The following is a 19,575-nucleotide window of genomic DNA, read 5'->3' as shown; positions in this document are numbered from 1 at the left end:
ACCAGGAACACGTGATGTGTTCCCGGTTCAGAGGCTCTTGCCCGTCGGACGTGAAGTCCGCCGGTCATCCTGAACCCGGCTTTCCGATTCCACTAAGCGTATGCACAGCCGCCCTATGCGCTCCCAGGGAGACACCAAAGACCCCGGCGGCCGGGAGCATCCCCGGATACCGCCCACGGATACCAGCCGGAAGCGGCAGACATACCCACCCCCGAGGAACCGTCCCGGCTTCTGCGAGGTTTCGTCCGCTTCGGAGCCCCGACCCTAAAGCCCGGCCACAAGCGGTTGAGTTCCCGCTGCTAAATGCTCTATTCAAGCTTAGAGGCTAGCGTAGTTTTGCGGATGATGAATTTGATAATCTTGAAAATGATAATCTTGAAAATTTTTTGCATTCTCGGTTGCGTACGGTAATATTTGAGAAACCCCAGAAAGAGAGAGGTTCAAAATATCATTGAGTCTTTATTGCTAGGGCGAGGTTTAAATAAAGGAACCGATTATGACAGGAAAACGGGGAAATTTGAATTTCTGGAAGAGACTACATACCAGATTTCATTATTCCTAAATTACGATTGTGCATTGAGGTAAAAACTTCTGCGGGAAGGTAGAAAATCAAAAGTGATTGAAGAAATAAGCGCAGATATTACAGCTTATAGTAAACAATATGAACGACAATTATTTGTTATATACGATTTGGGCTTCATTCAAAACGGGGAAGAATTTAGACGAGATATTGAAAATGCAGGAAATGTTAAAGTAATCATAGTAAAACACTAAGTCGCTATATCTATTGACCCGCCCACTGTGGCGGGTTTTCATTATGCCCCATAACAGCAAGCCGGTATTTCTCGTAAACCACGAATTACATAGCACCGTAGCTAATACTATTATAGTTGCCATCATAAGTCCGAATTTCAGTCTATCATCATAAGTCCCAATACCTGATCTCACAGACCATGGAACCTGGCCTGTAATAGAGTAGGGAGGAGAGGGCGGCGGCGTGATCCGGGGCGGGACGGCAGCTCTTGCGGGGGCAAATCGCTTGAGGCCGTGCCTTAGAACGGGTTACGCAGAAGAGGACGAAACCTCGCAGAACCCGGGGCACTGTCTGAGCCGTTTTATGGCGAGTTTGCCCCGGGTTCTGCTAATCGGAGGTTTCGCCCTCTTCGGAGTTACCCGTTCTTAGGCGCGGCCGATGCGATTTGCCCCCGCAAGAGCTGCCGTCCCGCCCCGGATCACGCCGCCGCCCTCTCCTCCCGGCCCCACCCCACCCCAGTCCCCAAGCAATATTTCTGGACAACCACCGGAAGAAAGGACTATAATAGGGGAAAAGTATCATGTGTATGTTGGAAGCTATTGAAAGCTAGCGGATGAAGAGACAGGGTTGTAAGAAAAAATGAGTAAAGGTGTGTGGAGGAGATATGGGAATCACATCGAAAGAACTGGCGGAACTGTGCGGGGTGTCCAGGACAACGGTGCACCGGGCTTTATATAATACCGGGAGGATTAATCCGGAGACGAAAGAGATGATTCTGAAAAAGGCCAAGGAGTATGATTTCCGGCCGGATCTGCTGGCCAGAGGACTTGTGACCGGGAAGACGTTTTATATCGGAGTCGTGATTATGGACTCGGACAACCGCTATTTCTCGCAGATGTTGAACGCGATTGTGCGGGAAGCGAGAAAAAAGGGGTATTCTGTTAATATTACATTCCATGAGAATAATGCGGATATTGAGAAGGAACAGCTCTGCAGATTGGTGGATTACCGGGTGGATGGAATTATCTTATCTTCCATACGCAAAGGTACGGAATACCGGAAATTTCTCAGAGGGTTGAATACGCCGGTGGTTACGATTGATAATAAGGTGGCCAAGGATCTGCCTTTTGTGGGGATCAATGGGAAAAAGGCAACTTATGAGGCCGCGGAACAGATCATTGAAAAAGGGTATGAGAAAGTGGTGTTAGTATGTCCGCCGCTTGCGGATGCCGCCAGAGAAAATGTATATGTCCATGAGGAGAGGGCGGCCGGGTTTACAAAGGCAATGCGAAAACATCCCGACGTAAAAAGCGTGATCATTGATGGCTGGGATTATGCAAAAAAGGCGTTTCAGGAGCTTGAGGAAGCGGGGGGAAGAACCGCATTTTTCTGCACAGCCGATATATTTGCCTTAGAGATTATGCAGTATCTCCGGGAGCGGGGAAAAAAGGTGCAGCGGGATTACGGTATTATGGGATTCGATAATATTGATATTTTGCGGTATATTTCTCCGAAGCTTTGCACGATTTATAATTCTGTGGAAGAAGTGGCCAGGAACGCGGTGGATCTTCTGTTCGCGCTGATGGATGAGGAAGAGGTGCCCGCCGAGAGGATCGTGGATTATATCCCTGTGGATGGGGAAACATTATAGTATATGATAATTAGGAAACGGCGGCTCTGAAATCTAAGCCGCCGTTTCTCTTTGATCCTTCCTATGGTCAAAGCGACTGTTTCCCGTTCTTATGAGGAAATCATATCAAATACAGGCTTTAGAATTTTATCGCGTCGCGCTTCGATATACCGGCCATAAAATTCCTTTTGCAGTTCGCAGATATACGGGACTTCCCTAAGAAATGCACGGATTTTTTCCTTATCGATCTTTGGCACGATCCGTCTGATTGCTTGATTGCAGTCCTCATACTCCATACGGGTCAGAAAATCATAGTAATTGATCTTTCGACCGTTCTGCTTAATTGATCTTTCGACCGTTCTGCTTGATGGCAGAAGTAGGATCTTTTGCGGAAGGAACCCTTCTACATATTTCGACACGTATCAGAAAAAAAGGGCCGTAAAAGCCCGGCTATTGTGAGATCTGTGAGCTTGGCTCCGGAAAGATTGGTAAATATGCCTATGCCAAAAACAAGGCATTCAGATTGACAGAAAGTTGCGCAAAGACTATAATATAGCTAGTGGACACGTGTACGCAAAACAATTCAGGAGGGGTAATAATGAACAAAAGATTAAAAAAGATTCTTGCGTTATTATTGACGGCTGCTATGGTCTTTGGCAGCTCAGTCACGGCATTGGCTCAGATGACGGGCAATGGAACAGCGGCAATGAGTATCTCTTTTCAGACAGCTTTTGAAGAACAGGCAATTACCTATACCAGAATTTTGTGCCTGAAGAACAGCGGAAATGCGAACGGAACGCTGCTGATGACCTGCGATCAGCATTCCTGGGTAGACGGCGAGCAGGTATGGCCGATTTACCGGAGTACGGATAATGGGAATACCTGGTCCCATGTCTCGGATGTGAAGGATACCGTGTTCGGCACCAACAGAAAGGCGCAGCCTATGCTGTTCGAGCTTCCGCAGGCAGTCGGTAATCTGCCGAAGGGAACGGTCCTGCTGGCCGGGAACCTGGTTCCGGATGATCAGTCTTCCTCCAGAATCGTGATCTATAAGAGCGCGAACCAGGGAAGCTCCTGGGACTATGTGAGCACAGTGGATACCGGAGGTCCCTTTGACTATGATCCGTCTCCGACCTCAACCACTACGACTGTCTGGGAACCGTTTCTGTATATGGACGCCTACGGACATCTGGTCTGCGCGTATTCCGATGAGCGTCAGAAGGCCAATGGAGTCCTGCAGGCCCTGAGCCTTAGGTATACCTCTGATGGGACGAACTGGAGCGAACTTAAGAATATCGTGGCTGTGGGGAACCAGAACGACCGTCCCGGTATGGTTACGGTAGATCAGATGCCGAACGGAAAGTATATCGCTACCTATGAGGTGGTAAATAAACCAAGCCTGAGCCAGAACAGTTCCATCGTGTATTACAAAACTTCCGACGACGGACTGGCCTGGAATCCATCGGATGTGGGGACTTTACTGGAGACGGAGGATGGCCTGTGCCTGGGCTCCTCCCCCTATGTGAAATGGGTAAACGCGGGCGGCCCCAACGGAATGGTCATCGTCGGCTCCAAATGGGCGATCAATAAGAACGGCGATATCCAGGAGGGTGGTCAGAATTTCTTCGTCAACTATAATCTGGGAGAGGGACCGTGGGAGAGATACCCGCAGCCGCTGACCTGGGATGCGGAAGGAATCCAGTATCTGGATGCGTTCAGCCAGTGTATTGAAACAAATGTGGATGACACGGTATTATATGAGTCGGCCAACATACTAAGTCCCGACGGATCGGGAATTGATGTCCGGTTCGGGACGCTGCCGCTGACCTACGCGTTATATGAAGCGGAGAATGCAAATCTGACCAATGTACAGACTATCGAATGTTATGATTCCTCCGGCGGATATGAAGTGGGATATATTAACTATTCCGACAGCAAGGTACTGTTTGATAAGGTGGTTGTTCCGGAAAGCGGAACCTATACGGTCTATGTGCGCTATAATAACGGGACAGGAGGTAACAGCAGCCATAAAGTATCGGTGAACGGCGGCAGCAGTTCCACCGTAACTTATCCGGCGACTGCGGACTGGAACCGGTATCAGTGGGCCTCTTTTAATTGTCCCTTGAATGCCGGCAATAATACCATCCAATTGAGCTTCAACGGAACTTACGCGGAACTGGACTGTATCATGGTTGGCAAAGCAGGGACGGATCTGAACCGTGATTTTATGATTAAAAATAAAAACAGCGGGATGTATCTGGAGACCCCCAGTATGGGAACCGCGGACAACGCGGTGTTAGGCCAGTATTCCAAGACCGTATATCCCTGCCAGCTCTGGGAAATCAAAGCGTCCGGCAGCGGCAGCACTCTGATGAACCGGAACAGCGGTAAATACTGCCAGATTCAGAATGCCTCCACGGCCGACGGAGCAAAGGCGGTACAATACACGTACAGCGGCAGCCCGACGCAGATCTGGTCCTTTGAAGAGGTGTCCGGCGGTTATTTCTACATCAAAAACCAGAACAGCCAGAAACTGTTGGAAATCGCCGGGAATTCCACCGAGTTGGGAGCCGAAGCCGGACAGTGGGGAGATACCGGTTACGACTGCCAGAAATGGACTCTGGTAAAAGAAAGCACGCGTTAGTATTTGTAATATCGGGGGAGTCTAAGATAGAGGGAAAGTTCGAAGCATTTAGGAGGAAAGCGATGTTATACCAAAATCAGACGAATACAAAAAAAACATGCGCTGTACAGCCATGGATTATGCAGCGGGCAGACCCCTATGTCTACCGGCATACGGACGGCATGTATTATTTTACCGCATCGGTGCCGGAGTATGACAGAATTATTCTCAGGCGAGGAAAAAGCCTGCAGGAACTGGCGGATGCGGAGGAGGCGGTCCTGTGGCGCAGGCATGAGAGCGGAATTATGAGCTGCCATATCTGGGCCCCCGAGCTGCATTATCTTAATAATGCCTGGTATATTTATTTTGCGGCCGGCGCGGTCGAGGATATCTGGGCCATACGTCCTTACGTGATAAGATGCACCGGTGAAGACCCGATGACCGGACGCTGGGAGGAATTGGGCCAGGTACAGCCCTATGATGAATTTACCTTTCAGGATTTTTCTCTGGATATGACGGTTTTCACCCATCGGGAAAAGCTATATGCGGTATGGGCGGAAAAGGTGAGTGTCGGGAAGAAGATCTCAAATCTGTACATAGCGGAAATGGAGACTCCGTGGAAACTGGGGACCCAGCAGGTTCTTTTAAGTTCTCCCGATTATAACTGGGAGCGGGAGGATTTCTGGGTCAATGAAGGTCCCGCTGTGATCCGGCATGGAGAAAGGCTGTTTCTCACCTACTCGGCCAGCGCTACCGGAGCCTGCTACTGCATGGGTCTGTTGAGTATCGGGGAGGACCAGGATCTTCTGGACCCGGAAAACTGGGAAAAATCAAGACAACCGGTCTTCCTGACACAGGAGGAGGCAGGCATATACGGGCCGGGACATAACAGCTTTACTGTGGATGAGACGGGAAATGCCGATATCTGCGTATATCATGCCAGGCCCTACCGGGATATAGTGGGAGATCCGCTGTATGATCCCAACCGCCATGCCTATCTGATGAAAGTGAAGTGGGATGATCGGGGATATCCTGTGTTTACACCTGCACCGTAACAGCCGGATTCACCGGCTGCCACAGAAATGAATCTGCAACAGCACCTTCGATTCCTGTCAAAGAGACGGAAGCCGAAGGTGCTATTATATTGTATTGAATCACTTGCCTTTCGGTTTCTTAATCTCAGTGCATGGATTTCTCCGTTGCCATATTGGAAAGGATAGTGTATGATAGGTAAGGTAAATTTTTTTTGAGTTTCGCAAGCGAAACTCTTATTCATAATAATGTAGGAGTTCAAAAAGAATGGAAATATTAAAACGTTTCTGGCACTGGCTGGAACATTTGATGCGTATTATCATCACCTGGTTTTTGAGGCTGTTCCACAAGGAAATCTCGGACGGGCAGTGGAACGCATTTATGCAATTTGTAAAATTCTCAATTGTGGGGCTCAGCAACACGGTTGTCTCGTATGTCATATTTTTAATAGGGGTTTCCCTGGGAATCCATTATCAGGTCAGCAATCTGATCGGTTACATGCTGGGAATCCTGAATTCTTTCTTCTGGAATAACCGGCTGGTGTTTGAAAAGAAAGAGGAAGAAGAGCGCAGCATGTGGCAGGCGCTGGCGAAGGTGTACGCCTCCTACGCATTTTCTTATGTGGTCTCCGCGGTACTCCTGTTCCTGTGGGTGGATCTGCTGCATGTGCCGGAGTTCCTGGGACCGATCATAACGGTCGTGGTAACAACGCCCATTAATTTTATACTGAATAAATTCTGGGCTTTTAAAGGAAAGAAGAAGCATAGCTAAGAAAGAACGGTGATACAGGTGGGTATGATTCGGACTGCAAAATTAGTATATGATTATATTAAACGGGACGAAGAGGGAAACGTCGAAGAGGTAGACCGGGCCGTAGACCACGTGGATTTGGATGTGGAAAAAGGGGATTTCGTAGCGATCCTGGGCCATAACGGTTCCGGGAAATCCACACTGGCCAAGCATATCAACGCGATTCTGGTGCCCTCGGAAGGCACGGTCTGGATCGGGGACATGGATACCAGGGACGAAGGGCATCTGTGGGATATCCGCCAGTCGGCCGGTATGGTGTTTCAGAATCCGGACAATCAGATCATCGGAACCATTGTGGAAGAAGACGTGGGATTTGGCCCGGAAAATATGGGTGTGCCCACAAAGGAGATCTGGGAGCGGGTGGATGAGAGCCTGAAAGCAGTAGGCATGACCGCCTACCGCCACCACTCGCCGAACAAGCTGTCCGGCGGCCAGAAACAGCGGGTGGCTATCGCCGGAGTCGTGGCCATGCATCCTAAGTGTATTATTCTGGACGAGCCGACGGCCATGCTGGACCCCAACGGACGAAAAGAAGTGATCCGCACGATCCGGGCGTTAAATCAGGTGGAGGATGTGACCGTACTGCTGATCACCCATTATATGGAAGAAGTGGTATACGCCGATAAAGTGGTGGTGATGGACGAGGGAAAAATCGTCATGCGTGGAACGCCCAGGGAAATCTTCAGCAGGGTGGACGAATTGAAACAGTACCGGCTGGACGTGCCGCAGGTGACCCTGCTGGCACATGAGCTGAAAAAAGAAGGGATTCCGCTGCCGGATGGAATTCTCTCAATCGATGAGTTGGTGAATGCTTTATGTCAGTCTTAAAAGTAGAACATGTCAATTATATATACGGTGCGGAAACTGCCTATGAGATCCAGGCGCTCAAAGACGTCAGCCTGGAGATTCCGAAAGGGCAGTTCGTGGGCCTGATCGGCCATACCGGTTCCGGAAAATCCACGCTGATCCAGCATCTGAACGGGTTGATCCGGGCTACCAGCGGCCATATCTATTTTCAGGGCCAGGATATCTATGGAGCGCATTATAATATGAAGGAGCTGCGCAGCCAGGTTGGTCTGGTCTTTCAGTACCCGGAGCATCAGCTGTTCGAGATCGATGTGCTGAGCGATGTCTGCTACGGGCCCAAAAATCAGGGTTTAACCCGTGAGGAAGCCGAGAAACGCGCCAGGGAAGCGCTGAGGATGGTAGGGGTATCGGAGGAATTCTACGGGCACTCCCCCTTTGAACTTTCCGGGGGACAGAAGCGCCGGGTGGCGATCGCGGGAGTGCTGGCGATGAAACCGGAAGTGCTGATCCTGGATGAGCCTACCGCCGGGCTGGATCCGAAAGGCCGGGATGATATCCTGGATCAGATCGCAAAGCTGCATCAGGAGAGCGGATTGACGGTTATTTTAGTATCCCACAGCATGGAAGATATCGCAAAGTATGTGGACAGAATCATTGTGATGAATCAGGGAGCCGTCATGTTCGACGCAGCGCCAAAGGAAGTGTTCCGGCATTACAAAGAGCTGGAGCAGGTCGGTCTGGCCGCGCCTCAGGTGACCTATATCATGCACCGTTTGAAAGAGCGGGGAATGGATGTGGACACTGACGCCACCACGGTGGAGGAGGCAAAGGAAGCGATTGTAAGCGCCTGGAAGAAAAAGCATGACAGCGCAGGGAATAGGTGTGAGAATGTATGATTAGGGATATAACGATAGGACAATATTATCCGGTGGATTCCCCGATTCACCGGCTGGACCCCAGGACAAAGCTGATCGGTACGCTGACGTTTATCATCTCTTTGTTCCTGTTTAAAAGCATCGCCGGCTACCTGGTGGCTACGGCCTTTCTGGTGACCGTCATCCGTCTCTCGAAGGTACCCTTTAAATTCATGGTGCGGGGACTTAAGGCCATTCTGCTGATCCTGATCATTGCCATGCTGTTCAACGTGCTGCTGATCCGGGACGGCAACGTCCTGTTTGACAAATGGTTCATCCGGATTACGGATCAGGGCCTCTATACCGCCGCCTTCATGGCGGTGCGGCTAACGTATCTGGTGATCGGGTCCTCGGTTATGACCTTGACGACTACGCCCAACGACCTGACAGACGGGCTGGAGAGCGTGCTGGGCCCTTTGAAGAAAATTCATATTCCCGTGCATGAGATCGCCATGATGATGTCCATTGCCCTCCGGTTTATACCGATTCTGCTGGAAGAAACCGATAAAATTATGAAAGCGCAGATTGCCAGGGGCGCGGATTTTGAAAATGGGAATCTGATACAGAAGGCAAAGAACATGGTGCCGCTTCTGGTGCCGCTGTTTATCTCCGCGTTCCGCCGGGCCGACGATCTGGCCATGGCGATGGAAGCCAGATGCTATCACGGCGGGGAGGGAAGAACGAAGATGAAACCGCTGCATTATGGAAAAAATGATGCAGGCGCGTTTGTGTTCCTGCTGATCTATCTGGCGGCGATTCTGGCGGCTAAGCAATTCTGGATCATTGTATAAAGCCGGGTAGATATACAAAGCTGGATCGGTAGATACAGGATCATCCACTATAGCAGCATAGCTATTATAATTCTAATGGAAACCCGAATCAGGGAATACCCATTTTTCAGGTGAGTATATGAAAAGAATCAAACTAACCGTCGCCTATGACGGGACGAACTACAGCGGATTTCAGATCCAGAACAACGCGTCCACGATAGAGGGGGAACTGAAAAAATGCCTGACCGCTCTGTTGCAGGAAGAAGTAGAATTAATCGGCGCCAGCCGCACCGATGCGGGAGTACACGCGCTGGGAAATGTAGCGGTTTTTGACACCGACACCAGGATACCGGCGGAGAAGATTTCCTACGCCTTAAACGTCCGCCTTCCGGAAGATATTCGGATACAGCATTCCTGCCAGGTGTCGTCCGACTGGCATCCCCGGTATCAGAACACCATAAAAACATATGAATACCGGATCTACAACCGGCCTTTTCCGAACCCGGTCGTAAGGCTGTACAGCCATCATGTCTATTGGTCTTTGGATGACTCTAAGATGGCGGAAGCGGCCAAATATCTGACAGGGGAACATGATTTTGCCAGCTTCTGCAGTGCCGGCGCCCAGGTTCAGTCTACGGTGCGCACGATCTATGAGGCCGCGGTACAGGCAGAAGAGAGCGGAATGATTACGATCCGTCTGAAAGGAAATGGATTTCTCTATAATATGGTCCGTATCATAGCCGGGACGCTGATGGAAGCGGGCAGGGGAAGCCTGCCGCCGGAGCAGGTCCAGGATATATTAGCGGCCTGTGACAGATCCAAGGCGGGGCCCACCGCTCCGGCCAAAGGTTTGACTCTGATGGGGATTCAATATCTTTAAAACTCGGGGAGGGGTTTTATGAATCTGAAAAAGATGTTCGGAGCCGTGGATATGACGGAGGGTATCCCATGGCATAAGATTTTATTTTTTACAGTCCCCATGCTGATCGGAAATATAGCCCAGCAGCTATACAACACCGTAGACAGTGTGGTGGTCGGCAATTATGTGGGAGATAACGCTCTGGCTGCCGTTGGCAGTGCAGGGCCCATTTTGAATCTGTTAATCGTGCTTTTTATCGGAATCAGCGTGGGAGCCGGAATCATGGTGTCCCAATATTTCGGCGCGAAAAAGCGGGAAGAATTATCCAGCACCATTGGAAACTGCCTCGTGCTGACTGCCCTGGCGTCGGTCTTCGTTATGATCGTTGCCACGCTGGCCTCCAGGCCCTTGTTACAGCTTCTCAATACTCCCGACAGCATTATAGACTGGTGCACCTCCTATTTAAGAATTCTCTTTCTGGGAGTTGCCGGGCTGGCCTTTTACAACATATTAAGCGGTATTCTCCGGGGCCTTGGGGATTCCGTCTCCGCCCTGTTATACCTGATCATATCCTGCATCTTAAATATTATCCTGGATCTGGTGTTCGTGATCTATTTCCATATGGGCGTTTCGGGGGTAGCCCTGGCTACCATCATCGCCCAGGCGGTATCCGCGATCCTGTGTTATATTAAGCTGTCCCGAATGACCGATGTATTTGATCTGAAGCCAAGTTATATGAAGCTCCATAAAAAGCACTCCGCGGCTATCGTGAGACTGGGCCTTCCTTCCGGAATCACGCAGGCGATCATGTCCATGGCTATGATCGTAGTCCAGTCCCTGACCAACAGTTACGGGGAAATGTTCATCGCGGCCAACGTTATGGTCATGCGGGTTGACGGCTTCGCAATGCTGCCCAACTTCTCCTTCGGAACAGCCATGACCACCTACACGGGACAAAACGTGGGCGCCCGGCGCTATGACAATGTACATACCGGAGCCAAGCAGGGCACCGTCATGGCCGTCATTACCTCTACAGCCATAACCCTCTTGATCCTCCTGTTCGGCCGTCATCTGATGGGGATTTTCACCAACACCCCTGATCTGGTGACTCTTAGCATGCGCATGATGCAGATCCTGGCAGTGGGTTACATCGCCATGGCGGTCACCCAGAGCCTTTCCGGTGTCATGAGAGGAGCCGGCGACACTATGACCCCCATGTGGATATCGGTCGTCACCACCATCATAATCCGGGTCCCTATTGCCTACGGAATCGCTTTTCTCACCAGAACCCCTGAGCTGCCTAACGGCAGGCAGGAATGCGTATATATTTCCCTGCTGATATCCTGGCTGCTGGGAGCGGTCATCACCTGGTTTTTCTACTGCCGCGGGAAATGGCGGGAGAAAGCGATCTAAGTTAACCGTGTATTATGAACTTAGATTCTTAGAAGGTAAATGTTTAGATGGTAAATTTAGAAAAAATCGGAAAATGCACTTGACACACACGGATCAGTATAATATAATAACTCAATGTGACGAAGTGCGTAAATGTCTGCATCCAAGCCCCGGTAACAGGCATTTTCCATATGAAGGAAACTGAGATTTAAGGAGGAAAACCAATGAAGAGTTACATGGCTAGTCCGGCAACAGTGGAAAGAAAATGGTATGTAGTTGACGCTACTGGACATACATTAGGCCGCTTGGCATCAGAAGTAGCAAAAGTTTTAAGAGGTAAGAATAAACCGATCTTCACTCCTCACGTGGATACCGGTGATTACGTAATCGTAGTCAATGCCGACAAGATCAAAGTTACCGGCAAGAAAATGGATCAGAAAATCTATTATCATCATTCCGATTATGTAGGCGGTATGAAAGAAACCACCTTAAAAGAGATGATGGACAAAAAACCGGAAAAAGTTGTGGAATTGGCTGTAAAAGGCATGCTTCCGAAAGGACCTTTGGGAAGGCAAATGTATAAGAAACTTCATGTATACGCAGGCGCAGAGCACGGACATGAGGCTCAGAAGCCCGAAGTATTAACATTTTAAGAAAGGTACGATAAGGAGGTAAATTACAGTGGCGAAAGCAAGATATTATGGAACCGGAAGAAGAAAAAAATCGATTGCCAGAGTATATTTAGTACCTGGAACCGGTAATATTACAATAAATAAAAGAAGCATCGACGAGTATCTGGGAATGGAAACCTTAAAGGTTATCGTTCGTCAGCCTCTGACCGCGACTGAGACAGCAGATAAGTTTGACGTGCTGGTAAATGTACGCGGCGGCGGATTCACTGGACAGGCAGGAGCGATCCGTCATGGTATCGCAAGAGCACTGCTTCAGGCAGATCCGGAGTATCGTCCGATCCTGAAAAAAGCCGGATACTTAACCAGAGATCCGAGAATGAAAGAGCGTAAGAAGTACGGTCTCAAAGCAGCCCGTAGAGCTCCGCAGTTCAGCAAGAGATAGGCATATATTTACAGTATATGGAAAGCCCACAAACGTCGAGTTTGTGGGCTTTTTTTGATGGGATAGCTGTGGTATAATATATATCATAGAGATTAATTAGTCTCTACGCTATATATGAAAAAGAATGAAATGCGGAGGAATTTATTATGCCGGAAATATCATTATTTTATGGAATTAGGGTTGCCCCATTTTCATGCAGAGTATAATGGACATAAAGCAATAGTCGAAATAGATGGAGTAAGAGTAATAAAAGGCGCTCTGCCGTCAAAGCAATTAAAGTTAATTTTAGCATGGTGTGTTTTGTATCAGGATGAACTGATGCAGAATTGGGAATTGTCGAAAGACGGGAAACCGATGAATAGAATTAATCCTTTAATTTAGGAGGTGATAATATGTTTCCTAAGGTGGTACAGGTGATACCAATGAAAGATTATTCGGTGTATGTATATTTTGAAGATGGAAAAATTGTATGTTATGATATGTCCCCAATGATTGAGAAAGAGGCATTTCGCCAGCTGAAAGATATTAATGTTTTTATGGATACCTGTACAGTGATGAATGATACCCTTGCATGGGACATAGGCAAAAACAGAGATAATACGGTGTGTTTGGATATTGACCCGGATACATTATATGAATTGCCATTAGTGAAGGAAAAAATAGCATGAAATATGGTTAGAGACAGATCGAGCATATATAAAGTCTATAGGTAACTAACACGTAACTGACAAATGGCTAAAAAGTTCCCTGTTTTGTGGATTCGTAGTTTTCAAGAGATAATAAGAAACTCTATAAGAGAATCATCAGAACCCCTGAAAATGTAACGTTTTCAGGGGTTTCTTTATACTTTGATTAGTTATTAAATAGCTTGAAAAAATGTGGAGCTAAGCCGCTATCCCTATAAAAACAAGGATTTTCATTTTGATTATCATTTTGTTTCACGCAAGTTTGTGGTATCATAAGGAAAACAACCGGGGAGGGATGGAATATGGCGGCAGTCAGTCACAGCTTCGTTACAAAGCTGGGGAAAAATGAAATGGTATCGCTGCAAACACTGGTGAACATCTGCGGGGCGTTGCACTGCGGCATCGGGGATATTCTGGAGGTGTGCCATGAGTGACCTTCTCTTTGTCGACGACAACCCGGATATTCTGGAAGCCAACCGCTCCTATTTCGAAGACCAGGGCTTTCACGCCACGGCCTGCATCAGCGGTGAGGCGGCGGCCCTGCTGCTGCAAACACACAGTTTCGACTGCATTGTGCTGGATGTGATGATGCCCGGCATGGACGGCTACGAGGTCTGCAAGTTCATCCGGGAAAAGACCAGCACGCCGGTGATCTTTCTCTCCTGCCTCGACCAGCCGGACGACAAGGTACGGGGCCTGATGCTGGGCGGTGACGCGTACATGGTGAAGCCCTACGATCTGCGGGAGCTGCACGCCCAGGTGGTTGCCTGCGTCCGGCGCAAAGAGAAAGAGGCCGCCCCCGCCCCGGACTTTTTTATCGACCGGGAGCGTCGTATTGTGCGGCTCCATGAACACAGCGCCATCCTCTCGAAAAAGGAGATGGCCCTGCTCTGTCTGCTGCTTTCGCGGCCGGACAAAACACTGTCAAAGGAAAGCCTCTGCGCCGCCCTGTGGCCGGGAGAAGCTGCCGACGAAAACCGGCTGCAAAGCCTGGTGCGCAATCTGCGGCGCAAGACGGACTTTGCCTGTTCACACATCGGCCGGATCACCAGTGTTTATGGCCAGGGCTACCGGCTGGACGCCGGGGAAGGGGAAGGCGACTGATGATGAAACGGAACGCTCTGGGCATGAGCCTCTTTTTTGCCGCTGTGGTGCTGGTGGCGGTGATGCTGATGTGGTTTACAGGCAGCGGCGCGGTTTCCGTTCCCATAGCCGGAGGTTCGGCGGATTTGACCGGCCTTGACCTGCATACACAGATCGCGGCGGTGCAGCCGGAAGGGATGACGTATTACCCCAACCTGCATCTCGCCCCAGGTGAGTTTGAAAACGCCCCTGCGCCCCGCTCCTTCACCGACGCGGACAAATCCCAGGTGCAGTTCGGCACCTATCGGATCACGCTTTGTCTGGAGGCCGGCAGGACCTATGCCCTGCGTGCGATGGCGGTCAATTTTGCGCAGCGGCTGTGGATTGACGGCGCGGAGCAGGAGGCGGTGGGCTGGCCCGGCGAGAACGCCGCCTCCACATCTCCCGCCGCCCGGACAGTCTTGTGCGTGTTCACCCCGCAAAGCGGGGAAACGGAAATCGTCTTGCAGTATGCCAACTTCGTTTACCGGGGCGGCGGCGAAGCTTATCCGCTGTACGTTTCGGAGTACGGCAACATCATCCGCATGGAGCAAAGCCTGCTGTTTAGGGCCTGCATGATCGCCGGCTGTATGCTGACCCTCTTTGTGTTCTATTTGGGCATGTGGCTCTTTTTCCAACGGCGTCCCTACTTTTTGGCTTTCAGCGTCAGCTGCCTGGCCATCGCGCTGCACGGCCTGCTGGTGGGCCAGAAATTTTTGACCCGGCTGCTGCCGTCGCTTAATTGGTACGCGGCAATGAAGCTGGAATACATCGCTTTGATCGTGATGATTGCCGCTTTTATCCTCTATATAGCCGGCATGTTTCCCGGACTGCTGCACAGAAAAGGGCTGGCGGTGTACCTGGCCTTTTCCGCCGCTTTTTTCCTGGTGGTGCTGGCGACACAGCCCGCGGTTTACTCATGGGGACTGCTGGTTTTTCAGGCGGTGAGCGTGCCGTACGGCTTGTATATTATCGTGCGGCTGCTGATGCGGATGCGCCGCAGCCAGGACCCGGAAAACCTGCTGATTCTGGCAGGCGGCTGCGCGTTTTTGGCGGCGATTTTGGCGGAGGCTTATCTGCACAGCCGGGCGGTGCAGACGGGCATCTCCGGCCTTGATCAGCCGGCCATGCTGGTGTTCATCTTTGCAAACATGGTGGCCCTGGCGGTGCGCTATGCCCGCACCGAGCGCGAGCTATCCGAAATGACCGAACTGGACCGCATGAAAACAGAATTTTTAAGCCAGGCGTCCCACGACCTGAAAACGCCGGTGGCGGCTATGGGGCTGGCGCTGGAGCGGCTGAAGGACGTAAAGGACGAGGCACGGCGCGGCCATTTTTTGGCCGCCGCCCGGCGCAGCCAGGGGGATATGGCCCGGCTGGTGGGCAATTTGCTGTCGGTGGCCCGCCTGGACGCAGGCAGTCAGCGGTATCATATCGCGCCGCTGCCCGTAGAGCGCCTCCTGGTAAAAATTCAGGATAAATACGAGGATGTGTTAGAGCTGGCGGGTGTGGAGTTGGACGTGAGCGCCGACACACAGCGGGACATCCTCTGCGATGAAAATATGCTTTGGAGTGTGCTGGATAATCTGATCTACAATGCCCTGCGCTATACGCCGAGGGGAGGAGCCATCCGGGTGAAGGCGGGCAGGGACGGCCCGTGCGTTGCCCTTACGATCTCCGACACCGGCCCCGGCGTTCCTCCTGAACAGTTGCCGTACGTTTTTGAGCGGGGGTACATTGCCGGCGATAAGAGCGGCACGGGAATGGGCCTGTACATCGTGAAAACCGTGATGGAAGGCATGGGCGGCTTTGTACAGGTTCAAAATGCATATTCCGGCGGCCTGTGCTTTACCCTTTCGTTCCCCGGCGCGGGCAGAGAGGAATTTTAATAAAACGCCTTGCAATTTGATTTTTCTTTTGCTATACTGCTTGTGTACAGGAGTGGTCTTTATGAAAAAACGAATCTCAGGACAACTTCATAGAAACGGATTTCAAACCGCGTTCCCCTGATAGGGGGAGCGCGGTTTTTCAATTCTGATGTTTTTTTGTCAGAATTGAAGCCGCAGCCCCAAATAAGGCGGAGCAGATAGACAGCAAATAAAGGATACCGACAGCTCGGACCCAGCGGTAGTGGAAGTGCTGGCCAGGGCCCGCGAGGAAAACGAACAGGAGGAACGAATATGAGAAGAATAATGGAAAAGAAAGCCGCCGGAATGAAGGCCAAAGAACGGATCCTTGCGGTGCTGCTGTCCACGGCGCTGCTTTTGAGCGCAATGCCGCCTGTGAGCGCGATGGCAAAGAGCCCGGCGGCTCCCGTGGAGGGGCAAATACAATCCTTTGCGGCGCAGCCCGGCGGGCAAACGCCCGTGCTGACGGATGTAACTGAAACCATCCCCGAGACGGCGGATAACGCGGCGCAATCGTGCATCTGCCAAACACAGTGCATACCCGCCGCGGGAGAAACTCCGGCGGTAATCGACTCCGTCTGCCCCGTCTGTGCACCGGACGGAGCAGACTTGGACGACTGCCTGGGCAAACCGGCAAACCGCAGCTTGGGAGACCCTAAAACATCCACCACCCTCGCTGTCACCTTTGGCAGCAACGGCAGCGGCGGCGCAAGTATCACCGACAACGATATGAAAAATGCCGTCGAAGCGGCCCTGAACCAGGCGGGCGGGAAAAAGCCGGACTTTACCACCATCCAGCTCACCGGCGACGCGGCGGAGATCACGGGCTGGAACTGGAAGTATCTGATAAATCTGTACATGGAGAACAGCGATTGGAGCGGTCTGACCACACTGGATCTGTCGGGGATGGGCAGTCTTACTAATGTGAAGAACGAGAAACTCAGCTATAAAACGATTTTCCAATTGACGAGTGTAAACTTCCCTTCCAGCCTCACCACCATAGGGGCCTATGCGTTTTACGACTGCACCGGCCTCACCAGTGTGAACCTTCCGAAGGGCCTCACCACAATAGGGGATCATGCGTTTGCCTCCTGCACCGGCCTTGCAGGCATGATGTTCCCGGAGAGCATCCAAACCATTAAGCCCGGAGCGTTTGACTCTGGCAGCGGTCTTTTAAACTTTGAAGTCAACGACAATAATCTGTACTTTACAACCAAAGACGGCGTGCTGTACGACAAAGCCAAGACAACCCTGCTCTTTTATCCACCGGGAAGGAGCGGCGATTTCACCGTGCCGGACGGCGTGACCGCCATTGAGGATAGGGCGTTCGCCTCCTGCAGACTTTCCGGCGTGAACTTCCCGGAGGGCCTGCAAACCATTGGAGAATTTGCGTTTAGCAGTAGTCGTGCCCTTAAAAAAACCACCTTCCCGGACAGCCTGCAAACCATTGGGGGACGTGCGTTTCTCGACTGCACCGGCCTAAAAGAGATCACCTTCCCGGAGAACCTCCAAATCATTGGGGAATCTGCGTTTTACGACTGCACCAGCCTTTCCTCTTTGGACTTCCTGGGCGATGCGCCGCCCATTGTCGGTGACTACGCTTTCTATAATGTCGGCTCTACCGGCGTTATCTATTACCCAGAAGGGGCGAACGGATACATGGATACCTGGAAGAACGGCATTGGCCTCGGCAGCGGCTGGATGCTTCAGCCCGCCACCCTCACGGTCCTCTTTGACAGCAACGGCAGCGGCGGCAATAGCCTGGATGACAACGAGATGAAAACCGCCGTCGAAGCAGCCCTGGTCCTGGCGCGCATGGACAAAACGAAAATAACCACCATCAAACTCACCGGCAGCGCGAGGCAGATTACCAACCATAACTGGATGTATCTGCGGGGTCTGCATACGGCTGACAGCGGGTGGGACCACCTGATATCTCTGGACCTGTCGGAGATGGGCAGCCTTATCCAGGTGGATGCGGCAGGGTACAGCAAATACGCAGCTACAAAATTCACCTTCGCAGCTTTCCCGTCCAGCCTGCAAACCATAGGGGAGCATGCGTTTCAGAACTGCGGCGGGCTTATAAGTGTAACCTTCCCAGCCGATGCACAACTTAAAACCATTGGGGACGATGCGTTTGCCTCCTGCGCCGGCCTTACAAGCGTGAGCTTCCCAAAAGGCCTGCAAACCATTGGGAAGAGTGCGTTTGCCTCCTGCGCCGGCCTTACAAACGTGAGTCTTCCGGAGAGCCTGCAAACCATAGGGGACAATGCGTTTTTCTCCTGCACCGGTCTTGAAGCCTTTGAAGTTGACACGAATAATCCAAATTTTTCAAGTAAAGACGGCGTGCTGTATAAAGCCAAGAGTACGCTGCTACAATATCCTATAGCAAAGAGCGGCACGGCTTTCACCGTGCCGGATGAAGTGAGCGCCATCGGGGACTCTGCGTTTGAGTCCTGTGGACTTACCAGCGTGAGCTTCCCTGAGAGCCTGCGAACCATAGGGGACTCTGCGTTCGCCTCCTGCGGCGACCTTACCGGCGTGAGCTTCCCTGAGGGCCTGCAAACCATTGGAGAATCTGCATTTTGCTACTGCGTCAGCCTTTCTTACCTGCTCTTCCTGGGCGATACGCCGCCCATTGTCGGCAGCTACGCCTTCGATAATGTAGCCCCCGCCGGCGTAATCTGTTACCCAGCCGGAGCGAACAGGTACACGGATCCCTGGAAAAATAGCATTAATCTTGGCAGCGGCTGGATGCTTCAGTCCGACACCCTCACGGTCTCCTTCGACAGCAACGGCAGCGGCGGCACGAATATAACCAACAACGAGATGAAAACCGCTGTCGAGGCGGCCCTGGCCCTGGTGGGTGTGGACAAAACGAAAATAACGACCATTAAGCTTACCGGCAGCGCGACGCAGATCACGGACTCTAACTGGGAGTATCTGCTACATCTGTACTCGGAGGACAGCGAGTGGAGCAGCCTGACGACGCTGGATCTGTCGGGGATGGGCAGTTTCACCACGGTGGAGGACGGGAAAAACATTAATTTTTTCCTTACTAAATTGGTAGAACTGCGTTTCCCAGACAGCCTGAAAACCATAGGGAGAAATGCGTTTGTGGCTTGCTACAACCTTACAAAGCTGAGCTTCCCTGAGGGCCTGCAAACCATCGAATCCTCTGCGTTTCAGGGCTGC

At 51.2% G+C, this 19,575-nt stretch carries 17 protein-coding genes; all 17 read left to right on the top strand.

All coding sequences use genetic code 11. The features are described 5' to 3' along the window. Window positions 1-1,418: 1,418 nt before the first annotated feature. Window positions 1,419-2,405 (top strand): LacI family DNA-binding transcriptional regulator, encoded by a 987-nt coding sequence (locus tag KTH89_RS19015; protein WP_238722751.1) that lies wholly within the window; start codon window positions 1,419-1,421, stop codon window positions 2,403-2,405. Between the two features lie 577 nt (window positions 2,406-2,982). Then, entirely contained in the window at window positions 2,983-5,028 is a 2,046-nt protein-coding gene (locus KTH89_RS19010) for an RICIN domain-containing protein (RefSeq protein ID WP_238722750.1), read from the top strand. A 62-nt stretch (window positions 5,029-5,090) separates the two neighbouring features. Further along, complete coding sequence (locus KTH89_RS19005; protein WP_238722749.1) at window positions 5,091-6,062, top strand: glycoside hydrolase family 43 protein; 972 nt, start codon at window positions 5,091-5,093, stop codon at window positions 6,060-6,062. 244 nt (window positions 6,063-6,306) lie between these two features. Then, entirely contained in the window at window positions 6,307-6,810 is a 504-nt protein-coding gene (locus KTH89_RS19000) for a GtrA family protein (RefSeq protein WP_158345581.1), read from the top strand. Between the two features lie 24 nt (window positions 6,811-6,834). Further along, window positions 6,835-7,677: an energy-coupling factor transporter ATPase gene (locus KTH89_RS18995; RefSeq protein WP_275061687.1), complete on the top strand. Its 843-nt coding sequence runs from the start codon at window positions 6,835-6,837 to the stop codon at window positions 7,675-7,677. After that, window positions 7,665-8,552, top strand: a complete 888-nt coding sequence (locus KTH89_RS18990; protein ID WP_238722748.1) for an energy-coupling factor transporter ATPase — start codon at window positions 7,665-7,667, stop codon at window positions 8,550-8,552. The genes KTH89_RS18995 and KTH89_RS18990 overlap by 13 nt, the downstream gene beginning before the upstream one ends. Beyond that, window positions 8,549-9,361, top strand: a complete 813-nt coding sequence (locus KTH89_RS18985) for an energy-coupling factor transporter transmembrane component T family protein (protein WP_158345583.1) — start codon at window positions 8,549-8,551, stop codon at window positions 9,359-9,361. The genes KTH89_RS18990 and KTH89_RS18985 overlap by 4 nt, the downstream gene beginning before the upstream one ends. 118 nt (window positions 9,362-9,479) lie before the next feature. Further along, window positions 9,480-10,220, top strand: coding sequence for a tRNA pseudouridine(38-40) synthase TruA (truA, locus tag KTH89_RS18980; protein ID WP_238722747.1), 741 nt, complete (start codon window positions 9,480-9,482; stop codon window positions 10,218-10,220). Between the two features lie 18 nt (window positions 10,221-10,238). Next, entirely contained in the window at window positions 10,239-11,612 is a 1,374-nt protein-coding gene (locus KTH89_RS18975) for an MATE family efflux transporter (RefSeq protein WP_158345585.1), read from the top strand. A 203-nt stretch (window positions 11,613-11,815) separates the two neighbouring features. Next, window positions 11,816-12,244, top strand: coding sequence for a 50S ribosomal protein L13 (gene rplM, locus KTH89_RS18970; protein ID WP_158345586.1), 429 nt, complete (start codon window positions 11,816-11,818; stop codon window positions 12,242-12,244). Window positions 12,245-12,272: 28 nt separating this feature from the next. Further along, the gene (gene rpsI, locus KTH89_RS18965; protein WP_158345587.1) at window positions 12,273-12,665 is read left to right on the top strand and encodes a 30S ribosomal protein S9; all 393 of its coding nucleotides are present in this window, start codon (window positions 12,273-12,275) and stop codon (window positions 12,663-12,665) included. Window positions 12,666-12,779: 114 nt separating this feature from the next. Next, on the top strand, window positions 12,780-13,046 hold the full coding sequence (locus KTH89_RS25140; RefSeq protein WP_334300829.1) for a DUF4160 domain-containing protein: 267 nt from the start codon (window positions 12,780-12,782) through the stop codon (window positions 13,044-13,046). Between the two features lie 11 nt (window positions 13,047-13,057). After that, window positions 13,058-13,333 carry a DUF2442 domain-containing protein gene (locus KTH89_RS18955; protein ID WP_238722746.1) on the top strand — a complete coding sequence of 92 codons (276 nt, stop codon included), beginning with the start codon at window positions 13,058-13,060 and terminating at the stop codon, window positions 13,331-13,333. A 320-nt stretch (window positions 13,334-13,653) separates the two neighbouring features. Then, window positions 13,654-13,785 (top strand): helix-turn-helix domain-containing protein, encoded by a 132-nt coding sequence (locus KTH89_RS18950; protein ID WP_158346819.1) that lies wholly within the window; start codon window positions 13,654-13,656, stop codon window positions 13,783-13,785. Next, window positions 13,778-14,455 carry a response regulator transcription factor gene (locus KTH89_RS18945; protein WP_238722745.1) on the top strand — a complete coding sequence of 226 codons (678 nt, stop codon included), beginning with the start codon at window positions 13,778-13,780 and terminating at the stop codon, window positions 14,453-14,455. Before KTH89_RS18950 ends, KTH89_RS18945 begins: the two co-directional genes overlap by 8 nt. Further along, entirely contained in the window at window positions 14,455-16,362 is a 1,908-nt protein-coding gene (locus tag KTH89_RS18940) for a sensor histidine kinase (protein WP_238722744.1), read from the top strand. The genes KTH89_RS18945 and KTH89_RS18940 overlap by 1 nt, the downstream gene beginning before the upstream one ends. A 663-nt stretch (window positions 16,363-17,025) precedes the next feature. After that, a partial coding sequence (locus KTH89_RS18935; RefSeq protein WP_238722743.1) for a leucine-rich repeat domain-containing protein occupies window positions 17,026-19,575 on the top strand: 2,550 nt, incomplete at its 3' end.

It is taken from the genome of Diplocloster agilis (assembly GCF_019042275.1).
Taxonomy (GTDB): Bacteria; Bacillota; Clostridia; order Lachnospirales; family Lachnospiraceae; genus Diplocloster; species Diplocloster agilis.
Note: the sequence above shows the minus strand (reverse complement) of the source record. Positions and strands in the feature narration are given on the sequence as shown.

Coding starts and splice junctions, on each gene's coding strand:
- KTH89_RS19015 (WP_238722751.1), top strand. CDS start 1,419: ATGGGAATCACATCGAAAGAACTGGCGGAACTGTGCGGGGTGTCCAGG.
- KTH89_RS19010 (WP_238722750.1), top strand. CDS start 2,983: ATGAACAAAAGATTAAAAAAGATTCTTGCGTTATTATTGACGGCTGCT.
- KTH89_RS19005 (WP_238722749.1), top strand. CDS start 5,091: ATGTTATACCAAAATCAGACGAATACAAAAAAAACATGCGCTGTACAG.
- KTH89_RS19000 (WP_158345581.1), top strand. CDS start 6,307: ATGGAAATATTAAAACGTTTCTGGCACTGGCTGGAACATTTGATGCGT.
- KTH89_RS18995 (WP_275061687.1), top strand. CDS start 6,835: ATGATTCGGACTGCAAAATTAGTATATGATTATATTAAACGGGACGAA.
- KTH89_RS18990 (WP_238722748.1), top strand. CDS start 7,665: ATGTCAGTCTTAAAAGTAGAACATGTCAATTATATATACGGTGCGGAA.
- KTH89_RS18985 (WP_158345583.1), top strand. CDS start 8,549: ATGATTAGGGATATAACGATAGGACAATATTATCCGGTGGATTCCCCG.
- truA (WP_238722747.1), top strand. CDS start 9,480: ATGAAAAGAATCAAACTAACCGTCGCCTATGACGGGACGAACTACAGC.
- KTH89_RS18975 (WP_158345585.1), top strand. CDS start 10,239: ATGAATCTGAAAAAGATGTTCGGAGCCGTGGATATGACGGAGGGTATC.
- rplM (WP_158345586.1), top strand. CDS start 11,816: ATGAAGAGTTACATGGCTAGTCCGGCAACAGTGGAAAGAAAATGGTAT.
- KTH89_RS25140 (WP_334300829.1), top strand. CDS start 12,780: ATGAAAAAGAATGAAATGCGGAGGAATTTATTATGCCGGAAATATCAT.
- KTH89_RS18955 (WP_238722746.1), top strand. CDS start 13,058: ATGTTTCCTAAGGTGGTACAGGTGATACCAATGAAAGATTATTCGGTG.
- KTH89_RS18950 (WP_158346819.1), top strand. CDS start 13,654: ATGGCGGCAGTCAGTCACAGCTTCGTTACAAAGCTGGGGAAAAATGAA.
- KTH89_RS18945 (WP_238722745.1), top strand. CDS start 13,778: ATGAGTGACCTTCTCTTTGTCGACGACAACCCGGATATTCTGGAAGCC.
- KTH89_RS18940 (WP_238722744.1), top strand. CDS start 14,455: ATGATGAAACGGAACGCTCTGGGCATGAGCCTCTTTTTTGCCGCTGTG.